This window comes from Apibacter raozihei (assembly GCF_004014855.1).
GTDB lineage: Bacteria > Bacteroidota > Bacteroidia > Flavobacteriales > Weeksellaceae > Apibacter > Apibacter raozihei.
The window spans coordinates 2,415,860-2,438,761 of the sequence record NZ_CP034930.1 but is presented as its reverse complement, the minus strand read 5'-3'; the positions used below and the strand labels follow the sequence as shown (position 1 = coordinate 2,438,761).

Annotated in this window: 22 protein-coding genes; 10 read left to right on the top strand and 12 right to left on the bottom strand. The window is 30.8% G+C overall.

The window, feature by feature from the left end; translation table 11 throughout:
- Positions 1-42 precede the first annotated feature (42 nt).
- Together EOV51_RS10875 and EOV51_RS10870 are read left to right on the top strand one after the other, a co-directional pair.
- The gene (locus EOV51_RS10875; protein WP_128152553.1) at positions 43-1,167 is read left to right on the top strand and encodes a GNAT family N-acetyltransferase; all 1,125 of its coding nucleotides are present in this window, start codon (positions 43-45) and stop codon (positions 1,165-1,167) included.
- On the top strand, positions 1,167-1,871 hold the full coding sequence (locus EOV51_RS10870) for an LbetaH domain-containing protein (protein ID WP_128152552.1): 705 nt from the start codon (positions 1,167-1,169) through the stop codon (positions 1,869-1,871). Before EOV51_RS10875 ends, EOV51_RS10870 begins: the two co-directional genes overlap by 1 nt.
- Positions 1,872-1,875: 4 nt before the next feature.
- On the opposite strand, the gene EOV51_RS10865 is transcribed toward EOV51_RS10870, so the two are convergent.
- The 12 genes from EOV51_RS10865 to EOV51_RS10810 all read right to left on the bottom strand — a co-directional run bounded on the left by EOV51_RS10865 (position 1,876) and on the right by EOV51_RS10810 (position 13,454).
- Positions 1,876-2,367 carry a GNAT family N-acetyltransferase gene (locus EOV51_RS10865; RefSeq protein WP_128152551.1) on the bottom strand — a complete coding sequence of 164 codons (492 nt, stop codon included), beginning with the start codon at positions 2,365-2,367 and terminating at the stop codon, positions 1,876-1,878.
- An 81-nt stretch (positions 2,368-2,448) separates the two neighbouring features.
- Positions 2,449-3,225 carry a succinate dehydrogenase/fumarate reductase iron-sulfur subunit gene (locus EOV51_RS10860; RefSeq protein WP_128152550.1) on the bottom strand — a complete coding sequence of 259 codons (777 nt, stop codon included), beginning with the start codon at positions 3,223-3,225 and terminating at the stop codon, positions 2,449-2,451.
- Between the two features lie 19 nt (positions 3,226-3,244).
- The gene (locus EOV51_RS10855; protein ID WP_128152549.1) at positions 3,245-5,260 is read right to left on the bottom strand and encodes a fumarate reductase/succinate dehydrogenase flavoprotein subunit; all 2,016 of its coding nucleotides are present in this window, start codon (positions 5,258-5,260) and stop codon (positions 3,245-3,247) included.
- Positions 5,261-5,290: 30 nt separating this feature from the next.
- Positions 5,291-5,941 carry a succinate dehydrogenase cytochrome b subunit gene (locus EOV51_RS10850; protein WP_128152548.1) on the bottom strand — a complete coding sequence of 217 codons (651 nt, stop codon included), beginning with the start codon at positions 5,939-5,941 and terminating at the stop codon, positions 5,291-5,293.
- Positions 5,942-6,501: 560 nt separating this feature from the next.
- Positions 6,502-7,023, bottom strand: coding sequence for an energy transducer TonB (locus EOV51_RS10845; RefSeq protein ID WP_128152547.1), 522 nt, complete (start codon positions 7,021-7,023; stop codon positions 6,502-6,504).
- Positions 7,024-7,662: 639 nt separating this feature from the next.
- Complete coding sequence (locus tag EOV51_RS10840) at positions 7,663-8,280, bottom strand: energy transducer TonB (protein ID WP_128152546.1); 618 nt, start codon at positions 8,278-8,280, stop codon at positions 7,663-7,665.
- Between the two features lie 591 nt (positions 8,281-8,871).
- The gene (locus EOV51_RS10835) at positions 8,872-9,705 is read right to left on the bottom strand and encodes an energy transducer TonB (protein ID WP_128152545.1); all 834 of its coding nucleotides are present in this window, start codon (positions 9,703-9,705) and stop codon (positions 8,872-8,874) included.
- A 19-nt stretch (positions 9,706-9,724) separates the two neighbouring features.
- Positions 9,725-10,258 (bottom strand): biopolymer transporter ExbD, encoded by a 534-nt coding sequence (locus EOV51_RS10830; RefSeq protein ID WP_128152544.1) that lies wholly within the window; start codon positions 10,256-10,258, stop codon positions 9,725-9,727.
- A 36-nt stretch (positions 10,259-10,294) separates the two neighbouring features.
- On the bottom strand, positions 10,295-10,906 hold the full coding sequence (locus EOV51_RS10825; RefSeq protein ID WP_128152543.1) for an ExbD/TolR family protein: 612 nt from the start codon (positions 10,904-10,906) through the stop codon (positions 10,295-10,297).
- A gap of 78 nt (positions 10,907-10,984) precedes the next feature.
- The gene (locus EOV51_RS10820; protein WP_128152542.1) at positions 10,985-11,803 is read right to left on the bottom strand and encodes a MotA/TolQ/ExbB proton channel family protein; all 819 of its coding nucleotides are present in this window, start codon (positions 11,801-11,803) and stop codon (positions 10,985-10,987) included.
- Between the two features lie 183 nt (positions 11,804-11,986).
- The gene (coaD, locus tag EOV51_RS10815; protein ID WP_128152541.1) at positions 11,987-12,451 is read right to left on the bottom strand and encodes a pantetheine-phosphate adenylyltransferase; all 465 of its coding nucleotides are present in this window, start codon (positions 12,449-12,451) and stop codon (positions 11,987-11,989) included.
- 4 nt (positions 12,452-12,455) lie between these two features.
- Positions 12,456-13,454 carry a D-alanine--D-alanine ligase gene (locus EOV51_RS10810; protein WP_128152540.1) on the bottom strand — a complete coding sequence of 333 codons (999 nt, stop codon included), beginning with the start codon at positions 13,452-13,454 and terminating at the stop codon, positions 12,456-12,458.
- Positions 13,455-13,594: 140 nt separating this feature from the next.
- Between EOV51_RS10810 and EOV51_RS10805 the strand changes: the two genes are divergently transcribed.
- The 8 genes from EOV51_RS10805 to fabD all read left to right on the top strand — a co-directional run bounded on the left by EOV51_RS10805 (position 13,595) and on the right by fabD (position 22,828).
- Positions 13,595-14,623 (top strand): PASTA domain-containing protein, encoded by a 1,029-nt coding sequence (locus tag EOV51_RS10805; RefSeq protein WP_128152539.1) that lies wholly within the window; start codon positions 13,595-13,597, stop codon positions 14,621-14,623.
- 13 nt (positions 14,624-14,636) lie between these two features.
- Positions 14,637-15,686, top strand: coding sequence for an RluA family pseudouridine synthase (locus EOV51_RS10800; RefSeq protein ID WP_128152538.1), 1,050 nt, complete (start codon positions 14,637-14,639; stop codon positions 15,684-15,686).
- 94 nt (positions 15,687-15,780) lie between these two features.
- Entirely contained in the window at positions 15,781-16,599 is an 819-nt protein-coding gene (gene kdsA, locus EOV51_RS10795) for a 3-deoxy-8-phosphooctulonate synthase (protein WP_128152537.1), read from the top strand.
- Positions 16,600-16,647: 48 nt separating this feature from the next.
- Positions 16,648-17,184: an NIF family HAD-type phosphatase gene (locus EOV51_RS10790; protein WP_128152536.1), complete on the top strand. Its 537-nt coding sequence runs from the start codon at positions 16,648-16,650 to the stop codon at positions 17,182-17,184.
- A 7-nt stretch (positions 17,185-17,191) separates the two neighbouring features.
- Positions 17,192-18,553, top strand: a complete 1,362-nt coding sequence (hemN, locus tag EOV51_RS10785; RefSeq protein ID WP_128152535.1) for an oxygen-independent coproporphyrinogen III oxidase — start codon at positions 17,192-17,194, stop codon at positions 18,551-18,553.
- A gap of 109 nt (positions 18,554-18,662) precedes the next feature.
- Positions 18,663-20,252 (top strand): bacillithiol biosynthesis cysteine-adding enzyme BshC, encoded by a 1,590-nt coding sequence (bshC, locus tag EOV51_RS10780; protein WP_164875297.1) that lies wholly within the window; start codon positions 18,663-18,665, stop codon positions 20,250-20,252.
- A 41-nt stretch (positions 20,253-20,293) separates the two neighbouring features.
- Positions 20,294-21,907, top strand: a complete 1,614-nt coding sequence (locus EOV51_RS10775) for an amino acid ABC transporter substrate-binding protein (RefSeq protein WP_128152533.1) — start codon at positions 20,294-20,296, stop codon at positions 21,905-21,907.
- 30 nt (positions 21,908-21,937) lie between these two features.
- Positions 21,938-22,828, top strand: a complete 891-nt coding sequence (gene fabD / locus EOV51_RS10770; protein ID WP_128152532.1) for an ACP S-malonyltransferase — start codon at positions 21,938-21,940, stop codon at positions 22,826-22,828.
- Positions 22,829-22,902 lie beyond the last annotated feature (74 nt).

The following is a 22,902-nucleotide window of genomic DNA, read 5'->3' as shown; positions in this document are numbered from 1 at the left end:
TCATTAACATAACAAATCGACAGTAAAAATAAAATCATGCCTATGAACTCAATTGAAGTTAGAGAGGTTATAACATCATCAGATTTAAAAAAGTTTATAAAATTTCCGAATAATTTATATAAAAACAATCCGTATTATGTTCCGGCTTTGATTTCAGAAGAGATGGCAATTTTTGACGAAAATACAAATCCTGTTTTTGAGTTTTCTATATGCAAAAAATATCTTGCTTATAAAAGCGGAAACATTGTCGGACGCATTGCCGTAATAATCAACAAAAAAGAAGTTACAGATCTTGGAATAAAAAAGGTGAGGTTTGGATGGTTTGATGTTATAGATGATATTGAGGTTACAAAATCTCTATTAGCTATGGCTTACGATATGGCAAATGAAAATCAGTTTCGCCGAATTGAAGGTCCCGTAGGATTTACCAATCTGGATAAAGCAGGTCTGCTCAGCAAAGGATATGACAAATTGGCTACTATGATTGGTATCTACAACTTTCCTTATTATCATGAACATTTCAAAAATTTAGGTTTTTTAAAGGCTAATGAATGGGTTGAATTTTATATTGAAGTAGTATCTGAACTTCCTGAAAAGGTAATTCGTTTTTCTAAACTTTTGAAAGAAAAATATAAATTGAAAGCTCTTCAATTCAAGACTAAAGAAGAGTTAATGGAATACAGCGATCAGATTTTTCAATTACTTGACGATACCTACAAAGTATTACCTACCTATGTTCCGTTTTCAAAAAAACAAATTGATTATTACAAAAAAAAATATATTCCTTTTATTAATAAAGATTACGTTATATGTATAGCAGATGAAAATAATAATCTGGTCGGATTTGCAATAACAATGCCTTCTTATTCCAAAGCTTTACAAAAAGCTAATGGTAAGCTTTTTCCTTTTGGATGGTTTCATCTCTTACGTGCTTCTAAAAATAATGAATGGGCTAATTTCTACTTAATAGGTATACACCCGGATTATCAGAGAAAAGGTATTACTGCCATTGTTCTTAAAGAATTTTTTGAATTATTTACTTCTAAAGGAATTAAATATCTGGAAACTAATCCTGAACTTGACGATAATAAAAGTATTCAGTTATTATGGAAAGATTATAATCCGGTAAATCATAAAAGAAGAATAACATATTATAAAGAAATATAATGATTAAAGGATTAATAAATAAAAATAAATTTATTAATAAATATTTTTATAAATTTTATTATTTTATAAAAAAAAGCGCACTTCGTTTTAAAATTAATAATGACATAATTGGTGAAAATAATCTGATTTTTTATAGTCCAAATTGTGTTTTTTCTAATATAACTTTTGATATTAAAGGAAATAATAATAAAGTAGTAATTAATGGTAATTGCAAGCTTAATAATGTTACTTTTTATATAAGGGGTAATAATTGTATCATCGAACTAGATGAACATATTTATTTTAATGAAAAAGGAACGTTGTGGATAGAAGATGATCATGGGAAAATCATAATTGGATCCCATAGTACTTTTGAAGATATTTTAATTGCTTCAACAGAACCTAATTCTGAAATTATAATAGGTAAAGATTGTATGTTTTCTGATGGAATTGAAATCAGAACCGGAGATTCTCATTCAATTTATGATATAAATACAAATAAGCGGATCAATTATGCTAAAAATATATCTATTGGTGACCATGTCTGGGCAGGTGCAAACAGTACATTTTTAAAAGGATCAAAAGTTTCTTCAAATTCAATTGTAGGTATTAAAAGTTTAGTCACGCAACAATTTGTTGAAAATAATGTAATTATCGGAGGCATTCCCGGGAAAATAATAAAGCGTAATATTACTTGGGGAAGAAAAAGGACTTATGATAATTAATATTTTAAACTTCTTTTTCCATTATATAGTCTTCCATTAAAAATCCTTTTCCAATATCTATATTTTCACTCCCAGAAATGGAAAAACCCATATTTTTATAAAATGATACTGCTTTATTAAATCGATTTACATTTAAAATTAATAACTTATTTTTTTCTTTTATTGCTCGTTTTTCAACTTCTTGGATTAGTTTTTTCCCAATACCTTTACCCTGAGTATCTGGTAATACATAGATTTTATGTATTTTAGTTATCTGGGGTTTGTAATTGATTTGGTATGACAGATAACCAAAAAAAATTCCTTTTTCTGCAATCAGAAAATATTTATGATTTAATTCAGTGATTTGATTTTTCATTGCCTCGATGCTATACATCATACTCAGCATATAATCAATTTGATCTTTAGATAATATTTGGCCGAAAGTATCAGGCCAGGTTTTGTATGCAATATCTTTAATTATTGAATAATGTTCTTGAGTAGCATTTATTATTTCCATACCCTTTTATATATTAATGAAAAGAAAATAGCCCGAAAAAAAAATTTTTCGAGCCATTTTTTATACTAAAATATTTGACAATTATTCCGCTTTAATATCATTAGATAAGCTGGCAAATAAGAACTCTCTGTTCATTCTTGCTATATTTTCCAATGAGATACCTTTTGGACATTCCACTTCACAGGCTCCGGTATTCGTACAGTTACCAAAACCTTCTTCATCCATTTTCCGAACCATATTAAGAACCCTGCGGGTAGCTTCCACTCTTCCTTGTGGTAATAAGGCATATTGTGACACTTTTGCTGATACAAACAGCATAGCAGAACCATTTTTACAAGTTGCTACACAAGCTCCACACCCAATACAAGCTGCAGCTGCAAATGCTTTATCCGCTTTTTCTTTTTCTACAGGTATTGCATTGGCATCAATGGTATTTCCTGAAGTATTAACAGAAACAAATCCTCCGGCATGCTGAATCCTGTCAAATGCAGTTCTGTCCACAATCAAGTCTTTAATCACCGGGAAACCAGCAGATCTCCAAGGTTCTATCACAATTGTATCTCCATCATTAAACATTCTCATGTGCAACTGACATGTAGTGATCCCTCGGTCAGGACCATGTGCTCGCCCGTTAATAAATAGAGAACACATTCCGCAAATACCTTCACGACAATCATGGTCAAAAGATACCGGCTCTTTATCTTGTTCAACCAGCTGTTCATTTAGCATGTCCAGCATTTCCAAAAATGAACTTTCAGTTGATACTCCTTCTAATTTATATTCTTCAAATTTTCCTTGTTGTCCACTACCCGCTTGTCTCCAAACTTTTAATGTTAGGTTTAATAATTTTCCTGCCATTTTTCTTATCTTTTACAGGTTATTTATAATTTCTTGCTGCTATTTTAATATACTTGTAATTCAGGTCTTCTTTATGAAGAATTTCCTGATTTATATCTTCACCATTATATTCCCAAGCCGCAACGTAAGAATATTGTTCATCATCACGTAAAGTTTCACCTTCTTCTGTCTGATATTCCGTTCTGAAATGTCCGCCACACGATTCATTCCTATTTAATGCATCTATAGCCATTAATTGTCCTAATTCAAGAAAATCAGCAACCCTTCCGGCTTTTTCAAGTTCCATATTGATTGTTTTGTCAGATCCAGGAACTTTCACATCTCTCCAAAACTCTTTTCTAATCTCTTCTATTTCTTTTATAGCTTCTTTTAATCCTTCAGCATCCCTGGCCATACCTACTTTATTCCACATGACTCTTCCTAATTTTTTGTGGAAATAATCAACGGTTTTCGAACCTTTGTTTGTTAAGAAATGCTGTATTCTTTCATTAACCTGTTTTTCAGCTTCTTCAAATTCTGGTGTATCAGTAGAAATAGTACCCGTTCTGATATCATCTGCTAAATAGTCTGCGATTGTGTAAGGCAATACAAAGTATCCGTCAGCCAGTCCCTGCATTAATGCAGATGCTCCTAAACGGTTAGCGCCATGATCCGAAAAGTTAGCTTCTCCGGTGACAAAACATCCCGGAATTGAGCTCATCAGATTATAGTCTACCCATACGCCTCCCATAGTGTAGTGAACTGCCGGATAAATTTTCATCGGAGTTTCATACGGATTATCCCCTGTAATTTTTTCATACATGGTAAACAGATTTCCATATTTTTCTTCTACTACTTTTTTACCTAACTTTATGATTTCTTCCTGAGAAGGATTATGAATATCTAATTCGTTTGCTTTTTCTTTTCCATATTTAACAAAGGATGCTGAAAAGTCAAGATAAACACCTTCACCTGTAGCATTATTCTCAATACCAAAACCAGCATCACATCTTTCTTTAGCTGCACGGGAAGCTACGTCTCTTGGAACTAAATTACCAAATGCCGGATATCTTCTTTCAAGATAGTAATCTCTATCCTCCTCTGCAATATCGGTAGGTTTAAGTTTACCTGCTCTAACAGCTTCTGCATCTTCTTTTTTCTTAGGTACCCAGATTCGTCCATCGTTTCTCAAAGATTCTGACATCAATGTAAGTTTAGATTGTTGATCTCCGTGAACCGGAATACAAGTCGGATGTATTTGGGTGAAACAAGGATTAGCGAATGCAGCTCCTTTTTTATGAATTTTCCATACTGAAGTCCCGTTAGAGCCCATAGCATTGGTTGATAAGAAAAAAACATTTCCATATCCTCCTGACGCTATTACTACAGCATGCGCAGAATGTCTTTGAATTTCTCCGGTAACCAAATCCCTTGCAATAATTCCTCTGGCTTTTCCGTCAACCACAACCAGCTCCAGCATTTCATGCCTGTTAAACATTTGTAAACGTCCTTTTCCAATTTGTCTGTTCATTGCAGAATAAGCTCCTAACAATAACTGTTGACCGGTTTGACCTGCGGCATAAAAAGTTCTCTGAACCTGAGTTCCACCAAAAGAACGATTATCCAAAAGCCCTCCATATTCTCTGGCAAAAGGTACTCCCTGAGCTACACACTGGTCTATAATTGATCCGGAAACTTCAGCAAGTCTATATACATTTGCTTCACGAGCTCTGTAATCTCCTCCTTTAATAGTATCGTAAAAAAGTCTGTAAACACTATCTCCATCATTCTGATAATTTTTGGCAGCATTTATTCCTCCCTGGGCAGCAATGGAATGCGCTCTTCTCGGAGAGTCCTGATAACAAAAAGCTTTCACATTATATCCCATTTCTGCTAAAGAAGCAGCTGCAGCTCCACCAGCTAAGCCGGTTCCAATTATTATAACATCTATTTTACCTCTATTATTGGGTGCGACCAAGCGCATATGATCTTTATGATTTTTCCATTTTTCATGGATATCTCCTTCTGGAATTCTTGAATCTAATTTTATACTCATTGGGTATTGTCTTAAGATTAGTAATTATAGTTAAACTAAAGCATTGCCTTTTAAGAAAAAATATACGGCAATTGAGGCAAAACCAATTGCTATAAATATAAAGTAAGCTTTACCAAGAATTTTTATAACCGGAGTATAAATTCTGTGATTAAACCCTACTGACTGGAATGAGGATGCAAAACCGTGACTTAAATGTAATCCTAAAAAGATGAATGCTACTACATATATCAGAGTATATACCGGACTTTTAAATAATTCGGTAACTAATAAGTAATCATCTTTAACCTCACCAAATTTGATGGGTACAAAATAATTATATAAATGCAATAATAGAAATACAAGAATCAGCACTCCTGTATAAATCATCGTTCTTGAATTAAAAGGGGTGTTTGCTGAAAACTGATTTACAGCATACCTTTCTTTTCCTCTAGCTTTTTGATTTTTTAATGTAAGCACGATTCCTAAAAGAATGTGGTAGATAAAACCAAAAGCCAGCACATATTGCATAACCTGAATCAACGGGTTAGTAGCCATGAAATGAGAAGCTTCGTTAAATGTTTCTCTACCTATAAATAAAGTTAAATTAACACTTAAATGAACTAGTAAGAAAATCATAAGGAAGAACCCTGTCAAAGCCATCATAAACTTTCTCCCAATCGAGGAAGAGTAAAATCTTGTCATAATATTTCAATGTTTTATTTTGGATAACAAATTTAAGTAATGAACCCCTGAGGATGCTATGACAAATATCACATTTTATTCTTTTAGAATCCATCTAAATAAAGAATTTGTTATTCCGGACTAATATAAATTCAAAATTTATAAAAAAATATATTATATTCTATAAATAATTTAAATATTTATATTTAATCATTCGCTTACTTTAACTATTTTCCAGTAAGTAGTAATTAATTATAAGCCATTAAAAATATGAATTAATTATTGTTTTAAACATGTTCTTCTCATGATTGCATAAAAACCAATTTAAAGACAGACAGCTAGTTTTATATAAGTAAATTATCTATAGGTGAGTTTCATCTTTTGTCTTTAGATTTATTTAGACTTTATTAAATTTAAGATATTTTAATTGTAACTTTAGGTTTAACAGTTATAATTAAAAGTATAAATTCTAAATCTATAAAAAAGTAAGATTTATTAAAAAAAATATATAGTATTTGTTATGAATAATATAAAGTTGATACTATCAAAAAATGATAATTCATATGAATTTTATGTAATTTCTATTCTGGAGGTAAACGAAAAGTAATAGGCAAACGGAAGTTCGTTCTTACAGGCTTACCATCCACTTTACCGGGCTTCCACATTTTATTGGTTTTATACACTGCTTTAATAGCCATTTCATCTAAACCATAACCTAGCTTTTTACCAACAACCCTAACATTACTGATTGTTCCGTCTTTTTCAATTGCAAACTTAATTAAGATTCTTCCTTCGATACCATTATAACTTGCTTCATCAGTATATTCTATAAACTGAGAAATATATTGAGTTACGTCTCCTTTAATAAATATGGCATTTGACTCAGAAGTTTTATATAATGTAACTTTTTTTTTGGGCTCAGGAATTATCATTGTTTCAGATACTTTTTTATTATCGGATTCTCTATACACATTAAAAACTTTTTTTTTATTTTCAGTTTCCGGTTTTAAATATAAAAATACCAATCCTAATACGATTAATAAAAAAATAATCATGACAATTTCAATTCTTTTTTTTATATAGAATAACCATTTATTTTTCATAACCAATTTTAATATTTCATAGTTCTCACAAAAATAACCTATTTTAAGATACCTTAATATTTAAATATTATTTATCATGAAAATAGGTATGGACATAGACAAAGGATAATTGATTCTTAGAGAGCTATTCAAATCAATTAGAATAAATTACATTATTTTTTTAATGGATTCAATAGAAATACCCTTCAGAGCATATTCTAATTTGCTCCTACAAAACAAACTTTAATTTCTCTTCCTTTTTTTAACTCAAAAAAGGATTACAATGTTTCTCTCAATACTACTTTTAATTTTTGCTAAACCAGGATTTTTTTGGCTTTAAAATTTTTCTTATTCTGAAACAAATTAATTGTATTTAATATTATCATTTACTTATTAGCTTCAGAATTATTATGATTAGTTAAATTTAGAGTATAAAAAAATAATTATATTATGTTTCTACGATTGTCTCTAATAATTTTATTTAAATATTTATTAGGGAACTATTTTAAGTTTAGATAATTGATTTAAAATTATTCATTGATATCAAAATTAGAACATCAATCATTCGTCTTTAATCGTAATCTTAATTCATATGAATTAACAAATAGGTAAAAAAACTACCTGCTAAAAGAGATAGTTTTTTATAAATTTTAAAAAATTTTATTCTGGGGGTAAACGGAAAGTAATAGGCAAACGGAAGTTTGTTCTTACAGGCTTTCCATCCATTTTAGCAGGCTTCCACATTTTATTGGTTTTATACACTGCTTTAACAACCATTTCATCTAGACCATCACCCAACTTTTTACTTGCCACCCGTACATTTGTTATAGTTCCATCCTTTTCAACTACAAATTTAATGAGAATATTTCCTTGAGTACCGTTATCACGTGCCCGATCTGTATATTCGATAAACTGAGAAATATATTGAGTTACATTGCCTTTAGTGAACTCTGCATTTACTTCAACTTTATCAAATATTCTATCATCATTAACCGAAGGTACTGGAGAAGAACCAGGATTCCTTGCCTGACTAGTGGTAGCTTTCCCTTCTTTGGTTTCATTTGATATGATCTTATTCTCCGTTTCTTTAGCCTCAGGAACTAACAATGTTTCAGATACTTTTTTATTATCGGATTCTTTATACACTTTAAAAACTTTTTTTTGATTTTCAGTTTCTGGTTTTAAATAAAAAAATATCAATCCTAATACGATTAGTAAGAAAATAATCATTGCAATGTCAATTCTCTTTTTGATATAGAATAACCATTTATTTTTCATAATCAATTTTAAATTTTCATAGTTCTCACAAAAATAACCTATTTTAAGATACTTTAAAATTTATATATATTATTTATCATAAAAAATAGGTAAGGATATAGACAAAGGATAATAGATTTTTAGAGATCTATTTAAATCAATAACAATAATTTACCATAATTTATATTATGGTATTTTTATAATGGATTCAGTAGCAATACTTTTCAAAGCATATTCTAATTTGTTCCTACAAAACAAACTTTAATTTTTCTTTTTTTTAACTCAAAAAGGATTACAATGTTTCTCTCAATACTACTTTTAATTTTTGCTAAACCAAGATTGTTTAGACTTTTAAATTTTTCTTATTCCGAAACAAATTAATTGCATTAAATATTATCATTAACTTATTAGCTTCGGAATTATTATGATTAGCTAAATTTAGAGTATAAAAAATGTTGATATATGTTTATAAAATTTTATATAATAATTTTATATCAAAATTAAAACATCAATCATTCGATTTTGATCGCAATGTTAATTCATATGAATTAACAAATAGGTAAAAAAAAACTATCTCTTAAAAGAGATAGTTTTTTTAAATTTTAAAAAATTTTATTCTGGAGGTAAACGGAAAGTAATAGGCAAACGGAAGTTTGTTCTTACAGGCTTTCCATCTATTTTACCTGGTTTCCACATTTTGTTGGTTTTCTGAACGGCTTTAATTGCAATCTCGTCTAAGCCATCACCCAACTTTTTACTTGCTACCCGTACATTAGTTATAGTTCCATCCTTTTCAACTACAAACTTAATAAGAATATTTCCTTGAGTACCGTTATCACGTGCCCGATCTGAATATTCGATAAACTGAGAAATATATTGAGTTACATTCCCTTTAGTGAACTCTGCATTTACTTCCACATTATCAAACGCCTGAGTATCATCAACCGGTGGTTTTGGTGGTGGTGGTCCTGGGGGAGCTTCAACCTTAGGACCGGGATTTCCAGCTTGACTGCTAGTAGCTTTCCCCTCTTTGTTTTCAGTTGATATAACCTTATTCTCTGTTTCTTTTGCCTCAGGAACTGTTTCTTCTTTAACAACCACTTTCTTAGGTTCCGGAACAACTACTTTTATAGAAGCAATTTCTTCCTGTTCTACTTTAGGTGGAGGTGGTGGCTCATTATTTTGTTCAAAAATTTCTTCTTCTTCTTTAGGAATTTCTATTTCCGTAAGATTAGCAACCACTGAAACTTCATTTTCTTTTTTGCCCGCCTGCCATCTGTTATAAAAATATAACACCAGCACAAACAGAACAAAAATAGTCGTTCCTATAAGAAAGGCTTTTAGAAGATACCCCTTCTCATTTTGTCTAAGTCTATAGGCTCCATAGCTTTTGTTCTTTTGCTCAAATACTATATCATCTAAAGACTTTAGTTTATTTTGTGCCATTTCTATTAATTTTTCTGTTTTACTTTATTTTTTCCTGATAAACCTGTTTTTCTTTAGATGATAAATCCTTAATACCATATCTTGTGGAATTAGTTATCTCCATTTCATCTAAAATATCAACCAGATTTTTATAATTTGAATCATCCGCTGGTTTAATAATAATAGTAAATTTATCTTTATCGGCCTGCTTTTGTGCTGTTAAAATCTCTTTTCTGATACCTTCTTTAGAATAATCAGTAACATTAAGATTAGAAGCATTTAAGTCACTTTGTTCTAATTGATGCCAATAAATTTTATCATCTTTACCTAAAATCAGTGTCAGGGAGTTTTTTATTTTAATCTCAGGAATTTCACTTGGTGGTATATCCACCTTAGGCGGCATATTCAAATGCATAATATTGGGCTTAGTAAACGTAGTAGTAAACATAAAGAAAGTAATAAGCAAAAAACCTAAATCACACATGGGAGCCATGTCGACATTTAGATTCATTTTTTTTGCACGTACTTTTCCTTTATCTCCACCGCTACTGCTTGTATCTACACCTGCTGACATATTGTATATCTCTTTTTTTAATTAAAATAAACGAAATTATTCAGGTTTACTTTCGGATGAAGTAATTAACTGAAACTTATTCATACTCTTTTCCTGTAAACGAGCTAAAAGATTTTTAAACATAGGATACTGGGTTTTCATATCCCCTTTTATACCTAAATCTATTGAATCCCCTACTTTTTTCACTACCTGTCTGGCTTCAAAAACCCAATCCACTATTTGAGGATTTATACTATCACCCGGAATACCCGGAATCTGAACACGTTCTCGTTGACTTTCTGACAGTGCTAAATATTCCTTTAGCTGCTGAACAGGTACTCCAAAATCAGAAATATTTTTAAATTCTTGTTTTTCTTTATCAGAAAATTGAATTTTATATTTATCTCCCATAGCCTCTAATAATGGAATTTTATATTTATCTTCATCCATTGAAAAATAATATTTCCCATCCTGAGTTACGGAAATTTTCATCATTCCATGATCTTTTAATTTTATCTGAGATACAGATGAAGGCGGGTCAATTGTGACAGTTTCTTTAGGTTTGAACTGAGTAGTCAAAATAAAGAACGTCAAAAGTAACCAAGCCAAATCACTCATAGGCGTCATGTCTATGTGTATCCCATGTCTTTTTGGTTTAACTCTTGCCATTTTTAGTTTTTAAATTATTAAAATAATTTTATTATTAATTTTTTAAGTCTATTATAAGAATAGAAAGTAAAAAAATAATTAATGGTGAGCTGCAAAAGACTGCTGAATGCTTAAACCAACTTCGTCAATCTTGAATGTTAAAGTATCGATTTTTGAAGTAAAAAAGTTATAAGTTATAATTGCTAAAGCAGAAGCTCCAATACCTAAAGCCGTATTAACCAATGCTTCAGAAATACCTACTGATAAAGCTGCTGCATCCGGAGAACCTCCTCCATCACCTAAAGCAAAGAATGCTTTAATCATACCTATTACTGTTCCCATTAAAGCTACTAAAGTACCAACGGAAGCTATCGTTGCAAGAATAGTCATGTTCTTTTCCAACATAGGCATCTCTAACGTAGTAGCTTCTTCCAAAGTTTTACTTAATGATGCTAGTTTTTGTTCTTTATCTAAAGTATTATCGTTTGCCAGATTCTTATATGAAATCAATCCTTCTTTAACAACATTTCCTATGGAGCCTTTTTGCTTGTCACATAGACTGATTGCCTCATTGATTTGATTTTTGTCTAACAAACTTCTGATTTGATTCACAAAATTGGTTAAGCTTCCGGTTCCTTCTGCTTTCCCGATAATAAAAAATCTTTCAATTGAAAACACAAGTACCATTAGTACAAAAGAAATTAAGAATGGTACAATAATACCTCCTTTGTGAATAATCCCCATAAAGGTAGTAGGTTTACCATCAGTGGTACCTCCTTCAAAATTTGAAGAATTTCCTAAAATTAGATGATAAATTAATTCTCCTATTACAAGTAAAATAACAATTGTAATAAAAGGATTTAATCCCCCTGCTTTTCTGGCTGGTGTGTTTGATTGAGTTAATTGTTGTTTTTCCATCTGATATTAAATTAATTTTTTAATGATTTTTAAAAATTTACGTAAAATAAATACAAAAAAGTTTAACTAGCAATAGTTTATGTTAAGTTTATATTAAGTTTAACTAAAGCAAAGCTTAAAATTCACAATATTTATGCCATGTTTCTTCGAAATATTTACTACGTAATTATCTGTTTATTTATTTTACAATAATCTGACTGATTCAGGAACAAAAGCTTCATAATTCCCTTTGTACTTGATTATCTCTCTTACAATACTGGAACTAATAAAGGATTTTCCGGAAGAAGTCAGAAAAAAAACGGTTTCTATTGATTTTTTAGATAGTGTACGATTGGTATGAGCAATTGCCTTTTCAAATTCAAAATCGGCAGGATTTCTAAGCCCTCTTATGATGTAAGGTGCTTGTTTTCTGTGACAGTAATCAATGGTTAATTCTTCAAAAGAATCTACCTCCACGTTTGGATAATTCTTTACAGTTTCTCTGATCCATTCCATTCTCTTCTCAAGAGGAAACATATAACTTTTGGTTGAATTATTACCTATAGCTACAATTATTTTCTCAAATAAGGGTACGGCTCTTTCTATAATATCGAAATGACCGAGGGTGATAGGATCAAAAGAGCCTGGAAATACTGCAACTCTTTTCATTATTTTAATTAAATTTTATTATTTTTTGTGCTCTTTCTATAGCTAAAGAAATTTCGTTATCTAAAAGATCTGAAAAATTATATCCTGCTTCTTTTACTTGTTGCGGAAATATACTAGCCGGCGAACAACCCGGATTAGTATTGATTTCAAGAAAATACGGTTCATTTTCTATAAGAATAAAATCCAGCCTTGAAAAACCCGTCATATCTAAGGACTTATAAATAAATGCAGCCGCTTCTCTAATTTTTTCATTCTGTACATCAGAAAGATTTGCTGGAGTTATTTCTTCTGAAGCACCCATATATTTTGCTTCATAATCAAAAAATTCATTTTGCGAAATTATTTCAGTGGTACTTACTACAGTCACCTGATCTTTATATTTCATTACACCAACCTGAACTTCTCTACCGTCTAAAAAACTTTCAATTAAGACAGAACGATCTTCTTTAAAGGCTAATTCTAAAGCAGGAAAAAATTCTTCAACATTTTTTACCTTTGAAACTCCCAAACTGGAACCTGATTGGTTAGGCTTAACAAAACATGGAAGTCCTACCTGACTGATTATTTGTTCTGCTTGTATGGATTCCCCTTGGTTTAAATAAACTGATTGAGCCATAGATACACCAAATTTTTTCAATACAGATAAAGTATCTCTTTTATTGAATGTAAGGGCAGAATTGTAAAATGAGCATCCTGAATAAGGAATATCAAGTAATTGCCAATACGCTTGAAGCAAGCCATCTTCTCCGGGGGTACCATGAATTGTGTTCAACAAAACATCAAAGCGTACTTTATTACCATTTAAATTAAAACTGAAATCTCCTTTATCTATAGGGTAATGATTTTCCCCAACAATTACTTCCCAGCCTTTCTTTAAAATATGTATCTGATAAACCTCTTTATATTTATTCTTGTTTATCTGTGAAAAAAAATAATTACCACTTTTTAGGGAAACAACACTTTCGTCTGAGTAACCTCCCATTACAATTCCTACTGTTAACATATATTGTACTGCTAATTAACTACTTTCGTTGCATGAGGCTGAATTCAGCTTAACAGCCCACACTACAAAAGTAAAACATATTTTCATGAATAAACTATATTATTTTTATTATTTATATATTTGCTTTGTAAAAAGTATGTATGAAAATCATCAAATTGTTAGCCACTTGGCAATTTTGGGTTAGTTTAATCCTTGCAGTAGCAATATTTTTCGGCCTTATGCAAGGAACTTTTTTATGGTTGAACGCCTATACTAATCATGGAGTTCAGGTAGAAGTTCCTAATATTAAAAATTTAAATTTGGATCAAGCTGTAATTAAACTGGATGAAGTTTCACTGGAATACGAAATAGACACATCTAAATACGATCCTAAATATAAACCTTATGAAATTTTAGATATTTATCCCCTTATAGGCTCAAATGTTAAAAAAGGAAGAAGGATATTTATAAGAGCTAACGCCAAAACATGGAAACCTGTAGCTGTTCCTAATATCATTGGAAAATATAAATATCTTGCATTTAGCCAGCTTAACCTGGTAGGACTTAAAGTATCTGATACTATCTATGAACCTAGTTTAGCAGTGAATACGGTAATAAAACTTTTATACAAAGGAAAAGAGATTCAACCGGGTGTAACTCTTCCCCGATTTTCACAATTAACAGTAGTGCTTGCCAAAGGCCTAGCTAAAAATGTATCTGTACCAAGTTTTATTGGTATGGATGAAGAAGGAGCAAAAAGAGTTATTACTGAAAACTTATTCTCTGTAGGCTCTATTATCTACGATGATCCAGAAGACAAGACCAACACCCGAGTATATTACCAGGTGCCTGCGGCTGCTTCTGTATACGATCAGGGGCAACCTATAGACTTATATTTAAGTTCAAGACCTATTGAGGAATTGAGAATTAAAATACAAAATTTAGATGCTACTTTTAACCGTAATTATGTCGAACAACCTATAGACTCATTAAGCATACCTGATGAACCTGATTTTACTACGCAGGAACACCCTGCCACTCCACCGTCAAGTCCTTCAGGCTCTTCTGGTAGCCAGCCAAATGGTTCAAGTACAAATAATAAATTTCCTAAGCCGACGGAAAATCATACTAAACCAAATTCCGTAAATAAAGAAGAAAGTAGAAGACCTAACAGAGTTATTGTAGAATAACCAAGAAATTTATATGAAAGATTTAGATAATGGTTCATTGGAAAATGAAACGGATGAATTGTATGAACATTTCAAACTAATTGTTGATAAAGGTCAGAGTCTGGTACGAATTGATAAATATTTAATCAACTTTATTGAAAACGCTACCCGAAATAAAATACAACAGGCTGCTAAAGCAGGAAATATATTGGTTAATAATCTACCGGTAAAATCTAATTATAAGGTAAAACCCAGCGATAAAGTTTCTATTGTTCTGGCACACCCTCCGCGTGATACTACCATTATTCCACAGAATATTCCTATTACAATTATATATGAAGATGAAGATCTTCTGGTGGTAAACAAAGAGCCAGGAATGGTTGTGCATCCCGGTTTTGGTAATTTTGAAGGGACACTGATCAATGCACTGGCCTATCATTTCAGCCAGCTTCCCTTTTTTCAAACAGATTTAGACAAACGCCCCGGCTTAGTGCATCGTATAGATAAAGATACATCCGGACTTTTAGTTATTGCTAAAAACGAGTATTCAATGAATCATTTAGCCAAGCAGTTTTTTAATAAGACTACTAAAAGAGTTTACAATGCATTGGTTTGGGGGAATTTTGAGGAAGATGAAGGTACTATAACTGGGCATATAGGTAGAGATTTGAGAGATCGTATGCAAATGGCTGTTTTTAAAGATGGTTCTCAAGGAAAACATGCTGTAACTCACTACAAGGTCATAGAAAGATTCCGATATGTGACGTGGGTGGAATGTCAACTGGAAACAGGAAGGACTCATCAAATACGTGCTCATATGAAATCTATTGGCCATACTCTTTTCAACGATGCAAGATATGGTGGTGATATAATTTTAAAGGGAACTACCTTTACTAAATATAAACAATTTGTTGAAAATTGTTTTCAACTTCTTCCCAGACAGGCATTGCATGCAAGAACTTTAGGATTTATACATCCTACATCTAAAAAAGAGATGCATTTCGAAGCGGCACTACCTGAAGATATGAATCAGGTTCTTGATAAATGGAGAATCTATACCAACACGCGAACATCAGAGGAATAAATTTTACTGATTGGCTTATTATTAATACTTTTTATTTATCAATACATTTTTAAATTAAAAACAATAAATTTGTAATTCATTGTAATATTGTAATATGAAAAACAGCTTATATAATATTCCTAAAATAAAAAATACAGATAAAAATAACTTTGCATTAATTGCTGGTCCATGTATAATAGAAGGAGAACAAATGGCAATGGATATTGCCGGGAAAGTTATTGAAATAACGGATAAGTTAGGAATACCCTATATTTTTAAGGGTTCCTTCAAAAAGGCAAATAGATCGAGAGTTGATAGTTTTACTACAATCGGAGAACAAAAATCTTTAGAAATTCTTAAAAAAGTGGGTGATACTTTTTCTATTCCCACAACAACCGATATTCATGAAAATGAGCATGCATCTCTGGCGGCTAAATATGTTGATGTATTACAAATACCTGCATTTTTAATCCGACAAACCGATTTATTAGTTGCAGCAGCCGAAACTGGAAAATATATTACTCTTAAAAAAGGTCAGTTTCTTTCTCCCGAATCTATGCAATTTGCTGCACAAAAAATTAAAGATTCAGGAAATGATAACTATGCAATTATTGATAGAGGATCTTCTTTTGGTTACCATGACCTTATAGTAGATTTCAGAGGTATACCTACTATGCGTAATTATGCTCCTGTAATATTGGATGTTACGCATTCCTTGCAACAACCGAACCAGACAACCGGTGTAACAGGAGGACGTCCGGATATGATTGAAACCATAGCTAAAGCAGGAATCGCTGTAGGTGCTGACGGTATTTTTATTGAAACACATCCCCATCCAGCCCAAGCCCTTTCCGACGGTGCCAACATGTTAAGATTAGATTTACTTGAAAGTCTATTGGAAAAGTTAATAAAAATCCGAGAAGCTATCATATAATTAATTGCTTAGCAATTTTTAATTTATGACGATTATTTATTGTTCGGTATGAATTCAAATTTATTAATTTTAGATTTAGATGAAACACTCATTCATTCTATTGAAACAAAACTTGATGTAGAGCCTGATTTTTATTTTGAACCTTATTATGTATACAAAAGGCCATATTTAAGCCATTTTCTAAATGAAATAAAAGAACATTTCAAAATTGCAATCTGGAGTTCAGCTGATGACAATTATGTTTCACATATAGCAGATCAGATTAAACCTGAATCTTTAAATTATGAATTTGTATGGGGACGCTCAAGATGTTCTCCAAAAAGAGATAGCTTTATGGACAGATATATCTATGAAAAAAGGCTCTACAAAATTAAAAGTAAAAAATATAATCTTGAAAAGACTATCATTGTAGACGATACTCCGGAAAAAGTACGTGTTAATTATGGGAATGCCGTTTATATAAAAGAATTTAACGGAGAAAGCACTGATAAAGAACTTACTTACTTATTACCTTATCTGATATCTTTGAAGAATGTCACAAACATTCGTAATATTGAAAAAAGAGGTTGGAGATCCTTGGTTTAAATAAATTATGACGGATACGAATTTAATACAAAAATATAATGTTCCCGGGCCCCGATATACGAGTTACCCGACAGTGCCATACTGGAACGAAAATAATTTTACAATAGAAAGTTGGCTTAGCTCTCTACAAAAATCCTTTTTGGAAAGTAATACAAAAGAAGGTATTAGTTTATATCTTCATTTGCCTTTTTGCGAAAGCTTATGCACATTTTGTGCCTGTAATAAAAGAATTACAAAGCAACACAACGTTGAAACCCCTTACATAGAAGCTGTTTTAAAAGAATGGATGCTTTATGTTAACCTTTTGCCAGAAAAACCAATTATACGAGAAATACACTTAGGAGGAGGAACACCTTCATTTTTTTCTCCAGATAATTTACGTTTTCTATTAGAAAATATTTTATCTGAAGCTATAGTTCATCCAGATAAAGAATTTAGTTTTGAAGGTCATCCTAACAACACTACTTATGATCATTTAAAAACTTTATATGATTTGGGTTTTCGAAGGGTAAGCTTCGGCGTTCAGGATTACGATCCAGAAGTACAAAAAGCGATACACCGAATGCAACCAGTAGAAAATGTAAAGGAAGTTACGGAAATAGCTCGTGAAATTGGTTATGATAGCATCAGTCATGACCTTGTTTTTGGATTACCTTTTCAAAACCTGGATAAAGTTATAAATACTATAAAAATTACAGAAAGCTTACACCCTGATAGAATTGCTTTCTATTCCTATGCTCATGTTCCCTGGATTAAAGGCGTCGGACAAAGAGGTTTTAAAGAAGAAGATCTTCCTAGTGGAGAAGAAAAACGTGAACTGTATGAAAAAGGAAAGGAATTATTAGAAAAAATAGGTTACTGGGAAATAGGTATGGATCATTTTTCTTTAAAAACCGATTCTCTTTATCAATCAATGCTTAATAAAAAAATTCACAGGAATTTTATGGGTTATACCTCATCTTCTACTCAAGTGATGATAGGTCTGGGTGTTTCATCTATTTCTGATAGCTGGTATGCTTTTGCACAAAATGTAAAAACTTTGGAAGAATATTATGCCAAACTGGAAATTAATGAATTTCCTGTTTTTAAAGGTCATATTTTAACGAATGAAGATTTACTCATTAGAAGACATATTCTTAATCTGATGTGTTTACTTGAAACACACTACGATACTAAATTTTTGAATGATTTTCCTGAAATATTTGATAGATTGCGTGAATTTGAAGATGATCATCTTATACAAATCACTGATAATTCTATCTTTGTCAAAGAAGAAGGAAGGTCATTTATTAGAAATATTTGTATGGCTTTTGATTTACGAATGATGGAAAATGCTCCTCAAACTAAACTCTTTTCAATGACGGTTTGACATTAGTTTTAAGTTAATAAAAAAAAAGTTAATCATATTATTTAATACTCATCATTTTAAAACTATGTAAATTTTAAAAAACGCTGAGATTTTAATGTAAATTTGTTTTGTGAGAAAGTCAATTAATCTAACTAACATATCGGGAGTTTCCCCATTAATCAAAGATTACCTACAAGGGAATAACTCTGTTTCTTCGCTTTATGATAAAAATCTAAGCTTTGAAAATTTAATTTTACAAGGTAAAGAAAAAGTTGAAAAATATAAACACAGAAAAGTTTTAGTTACAGAACTTCTCAATCAATATAAAAAAATTGATTTAACAGAGATACAAAAAAACAATCTTCATAAGTTATCATTAGAAAATACCGTCACAATTACAACTGGTCATCAACTTAATTTAATGACAGGGCCCTTATATTTTATTTATAAAATATTACAGGTTATAAAGCTTTGTGAAAGTATGAACAGGCAACAATCTGAATTATTTTATGTACCCATTTTTTGGATGGCAACTGAAGATCATGATTTTAAAGAAATAAATCATTTTTATTTTAAAAATAAAAAAATTGAGTGGAATGGAGATTATAATGATTTTGTAGGTGAAATTTCAATTAATAATTCCAACTTTAAAAACACACTAACAGAATTTTATAATGAACTTAAATATTTTCCTAATGGAAAAGAGTTAAGAGAAATTATTGAAAAATCATATTTTACTGAAGAAAATCTAGTTGATGCTACCCGGGTTCTTGTGCACGAATTATTTAAAAACTACGGTTTGTTATCTATTGATGGTAATAATAAATCACTGAAATCGCTTTTTTCATCTTTTGTTAAGGATGATATTGTTGAAAAAAAATCTTACCAACTAGTTACAGAAACCATTCAGGATATCAAGTCAGATTATAAAATACAAGTAAACCCAAGAAAAATTAACTTCTTTTATCACTTAAATCAACAACGTAATAGAATTGATGAAACAAATGGAAAGTATTATATATTAGGTACCTGTAAAAATTTTACACAAGAGGAAATTTTAAAAGAACTTGAAAACTTCCCTGAAAGATTTAGTCCTAATGCACTTTTGCGCCCTGTTTATCAAGAACTTATTTTACCAAATGTGGCTTATGTTGGAGGGAATGCCGAAATTGCCTATTGGCTGGAATTAAAAAATTACTTTGATCATCAGGATCTGCCCTACCCTATATTGATTCCCAGAAATTCATTTCTCTTAATAACAGAAAATCAAAAAGAAAAATTAGATAAATATCAATTAGATAGTGAAAAATTATTCTTACCAAAAGAAAAAATAATCAAAAATCTTGTGTGTCAAAATTCAAAAGAAAAATTTGATTTTAATAAATATGAAGAACGATTAGCAACTATTTTCAACGATTTACTTCTTGAATCTTCTAAAACTGATGATTCATGGAAGAATATGATTCTTGCACAACAAAAAAAGCAATTAAACGGATTAAATAAAATAAATAAACGCTTTTACAAAGCTGAAAGACGAAAGTATCATGATCTAATTAAAAATTTTGAACAGTTATATTCTGAACTATTTCCTGCTGAGAACTGGCAAGAAAGAAGAGTTAATTTTTCAGAATATTTTGCCGTATATGGAGACGATTTTATTAAACTTCTATACAATGAAATATCTGAATATGAATCAGTTATAAATTTATCTACCTTATAATTAAATATTTAATTACATTTGCATCAAAGTATTCTAATAAAATGAAAAAGTATTTTATAATATTGTTAACATTTTTTATTAGCTCATTTTTTATTGCTCAGCAAAAAAAACATGTAGTTGAACCTAAAGAAACATTATATGGTCTTAGTAAAAAATATAATGTAACGATCGATGATCTTAGAAAAGCTAACCCACAGCTGAATACCAGAGTTCCTCAAATAGGAGAAACTTTGATCATCCCGGATAAAAACACTATAATTGAAACGACCAAACCTTCAAAACCTGTTAAAGAAGTTATTACTTCTAATAATGCCATCAAAACTGAAGAGAATTCTTCTGATTATATTTTTATAACAGTTGAACCTAAAGAAACTTTATATAGATTAAGTAAAAAATACGGTACAACGGTTGAAAATCTGAGAAAGCTCAATCCGAATATGGATGAAAAAGGTCCTAAAATTGGTGAGATTTTAAAAGTTCCGGCTATAGCTAGTAGTAATTCCGACTCTGATAAATCTACTACTAAAAAAGATAAAGAAAAAAACAAAACAAAAAATAAACAAGATATTCAGGAAACTACAGAAACTGAAATTATCAGCAGCACAGTCCCTGATACTACGGTTGATGAAAATAAACCTGGTATAACAAAAGATGCTTTGAACATTGTGCTATTTTTACCTTTTTACCCGGATACCACAGGTTTTTTAAAAGAAAAGGAAATCTCAACCCAATTTTATTCTGGAGTAAGGCTAGCTTTAGACTCTCTAACTCATAAAGGGAAAAAAATTAATCTTGAAATACTTGATAGTGGAAATGATACCAAATTTCAAAATAGTCTTTCTACTTATGACTTTTCCAATACTCACCTGATTATTGGTCCACTGTTTAAATCTAGCTTAAAACAGGCAGCAGACGTTTTGAACAAAATACCGATTGTTTCTCCTTTTACTTCCAGTGACGATTTAGATACTTACGATAATTTAATTCTGTATGATACAAAAGAACAAATACTTGCAGAAAAATTGGTTAATGAAATGCTTAAAAAATACGATAACGAAAAAGTCTATATCGTTTATGATGATGATCATAATCAAACAGCAGCATTTTTTAAATCCTATATTCTAAATAAAAAAAGTAAAGCCGAGATTATTCTTACTAAAAATGTTGATGATATAAAACCTGTTCAAAATTTAGTTACAGATGAATACAATAAGTTTTACACAATCTTAGTTTCCGATCAAAATAGCTTAACTCAAAACTATTTGGATCATTTGATTGAATTTGACAGAGATCAGGTTCAACCAATTTCTCTTTTTTATTCTTCATTATTTGATGATAAAAAATATATGGATAAATTATTAGATTTAGGGCTTATATATTCTGATACTAATTATGTAAACGAATACGGTTTTAATGAACAAAAAACAATTAACATCTATAAGAAAAAATTCTGTACTATTCCAGGAAAATATGCTGTTGCTGGTTTTGATGTGACTTATGATATTATAAGCCGCATGGATTCTAAGGGAAGTTTGTCAAATTCTGCCATGAAAACAGAAGGAAAACAACTTAGCAACAAATATTCCTTTATAAGGGTTAAAAAGAATGGAGCTTGGGCCAATCAGGGTGCCAGAATTATACAACTTTTAAAATAACAACTAAATTATAAAACATACGAATACTAAATGAATTCATTAATATTTCCCGGACAGGGATCTCAATTTCCCGGAATGGGGAAAGATTTATATGACAGCAGGTCTGACATTAAAGAAATGATGAACTCTGCTAATGATATCTTAGGATTTAATATTCTGGATATTATGTTTAATGGAACTAAAGAGCAATTAATGCAAACAAAAGTTACTCAGCCAGCCATATTCATTCATTCAATAGCAGCGGCTAAAGTAATTGAAAATGCCCGGACAGAAATGGTAGCCGGACACTCTCTTGGAGAGTTTTCTGCCTTGGTAGGTAATGGTGTACTTTCTTTTGACAATGGGTTAAAATTGGTATATGAAAGAGCGTTGGCAATGCAGGAAGCCTGTGAAGAAAATCCATCTTCTATGGCTGCTATAATAGGCTTATCTGATGAAATTGTAGAAATTGTATGTAAAGAAATTTCTTCCGAAAATCATCTGGTAGTTCCAGCAAATTATAACTGTCCAGGACAACTGGTTATTTCCGGACATACTGAGGCTGTAAAAGAAGCTTGTGAAATACTTACTGAAAAAGGAGCAAGAAGAGCTCTTCTTTTACCTGTAAGTGGAGCCTTCCATTCTCCCCTTATGCAAAGTGCACAAGATCGCTTAGCTTCTGCTATAAACAATACAAAATTTAATCATCCCAGCGTTCCTATTTATCAAAATGCAACCAGCTCTGCTGTAAAAAATATTGATGAAATAAGACTAAATTTGATTAAACAATTGACTTCTCCTGTAAATTGGACTCAGACAGTTAAAAATATGATTGATGATGATTGTTCTGTTTTTATTGAAACAGGTCCTGGAAAAGTATTACAAGGACTAATTAAAAAAATTGATGAGTCTGTAGAAGTATCTTCACTTTCTTCAAATTAAATATTACTTCGTATACATAAAAATTAAAATCGGAATTTTTTCCGATTTTTTTTCTTATATTCTCTTATCAAAAA

Excerpts from the sequence above, each read along its gene's own strand:
- EOV51_RS10870 (WP_128152552.1), top strand. The coding sequence starts at position 1,167 with ATGATTAAAGGATTAATAAATAAAAATAAATTTATTAATAAATATTTT.
- EOV51_RS10840 (WP_128152546.1), bottom strand. The coding sequence starts at position 8,280 with ATGAAAAATAAATGGTTATTCTATATCAAAAAGAGAATTGACATTGCA.
- EOV51_RS10865 (WP_128152551.1), bottom strand. The coding sequence starts at position 2,367 with ATGGAAATAATAAATGCTACTCAAGAACATTATTCAATAATTAAAGAT.
- EOV51_RS10830 (WP_128152544.1), bottom strand. The coding sequence starts at position 10,258 with ATGTCAGCAGGTGTAGATACAAGCAGTAGCGGTGGAGATAAAGGAAAA.
- EOV51_RS10820 (WP_128152542.1), bottom strand. The coding sequence starts at position 11,803 with ATGGAAAAACAACAATTAACTCAATCAAACACACCAGCCAGAAAAGCA.
- EOV51_RS10810 (WP_128152540.1), bottom strand. The coding sequence starts at position 13,454 with ATGTTAACAGTAGGAATTGTAATGGGAGGTTACTCAGACGAAAGTGTT.
- fabD (WP_128152532.1), top strand. The coding sequence starts at position 21,938 with ATGAATTCATTAATATTTCCCGGACAGGGATCTCAATTTCCCGGAATG.
- EOV51_RS10800 (WP_128152538.1), top strand. The coding sequence starts at position 14,637 with ATGAAAGATTTAGATAATGGTTCATTGGAAAATGAAACGGATGAATTG.
- hemN (WP_128152535.1), top strand. The coding sequence starts at position 17,192 with ATGACGGATACGAATTTAATACAAAAATATAATGTTCCCGGGCCCCGA.
- EOV51_RS10845 (WP_128152547.1), bottom strand. The coding sequence starts at position 7,023 with ATGAAAAATAAATGGTTATTCTATATAAAAAAAAGAATTGAAATTGTC.
- EOV51_RS10790 (WP_128152536.1), top strand. The coding sequence starts at position 16,648 with ATGAATTCAAATTTATTAATTTTAGATTTAGATGAAACACTCATTCAT.
- kdsA (WP_128152537.1), top strand. The coding sequence starts at position 15,781 with ATGAAAAACAGCTTATATAATATTCCTAAAATAAAAAATACAGATAAA.
- coaD (WP_128152541.1), bottom strand. The coding sequence starts at position 12,451 with ATGAAAAGAGTTGCAGTATTTCCAGGCTCTTTTGATCCTATCACCCTC.
- EOV51_RS10775 (WP_128152533.1), top strand. The coding sequence starts at position 20,294 with ATGAAAAAGTATTTTATAATATTGTTAACATTTTTTATTAGCTCATTT.
- EOV51_RS10825 (WP_128152543.1), bottom strand. The coding sequence starts at position 10,906 with ATGGCAAGAGTTAAACCAAAAAGACATGGGATACACATAGACATGACG.
- EOV51_RS10805 (WP_128152539.1), top strand. The coding sequence starts at position 13,595 with ATGAAAATCATCAAATTGTTAGCCACTTGGCAATTTTGGGTTAGTTTA.
- EOV51_RS10860 (WP_128152550.1), bottom strand. The coding sequence starts at position 3,225 with ATGGCAGGAAAATTATTAAACCTAACATTAAAAGTTTGGAGACAAGCG.
- EOV51_RS10850 (WP_128152548.1), bottom strand. The coding sequence starts at position 5,941 with ATGACAAGATTTTACTCTTCCTCGATTGGGAGAAAGTTTATGATGGCT.
- EOV51_RS10875 (WP_128152553.1), top strand. The coding sequence starts at position 43 with ATGAACTCAATTGAAGTTAGAGAGGTTATAACATCATCAGATTTAAAA.
- EOV51_RS10855 (WP_128152549.1), bottom strand. The coding sequence starts at position 5,260 with ATGAGTATAAAATTAGATTCAAGAATTCCAGAAGGAGATATCCATGAA.
- EOV51_RS10835 (WP_128152545.1), bottom strand. The coding sequence starts at position 9,705 with ATGGCACAAAATAAACTAAAGTCTTTAGATGATATAGTATTTGAGCAA.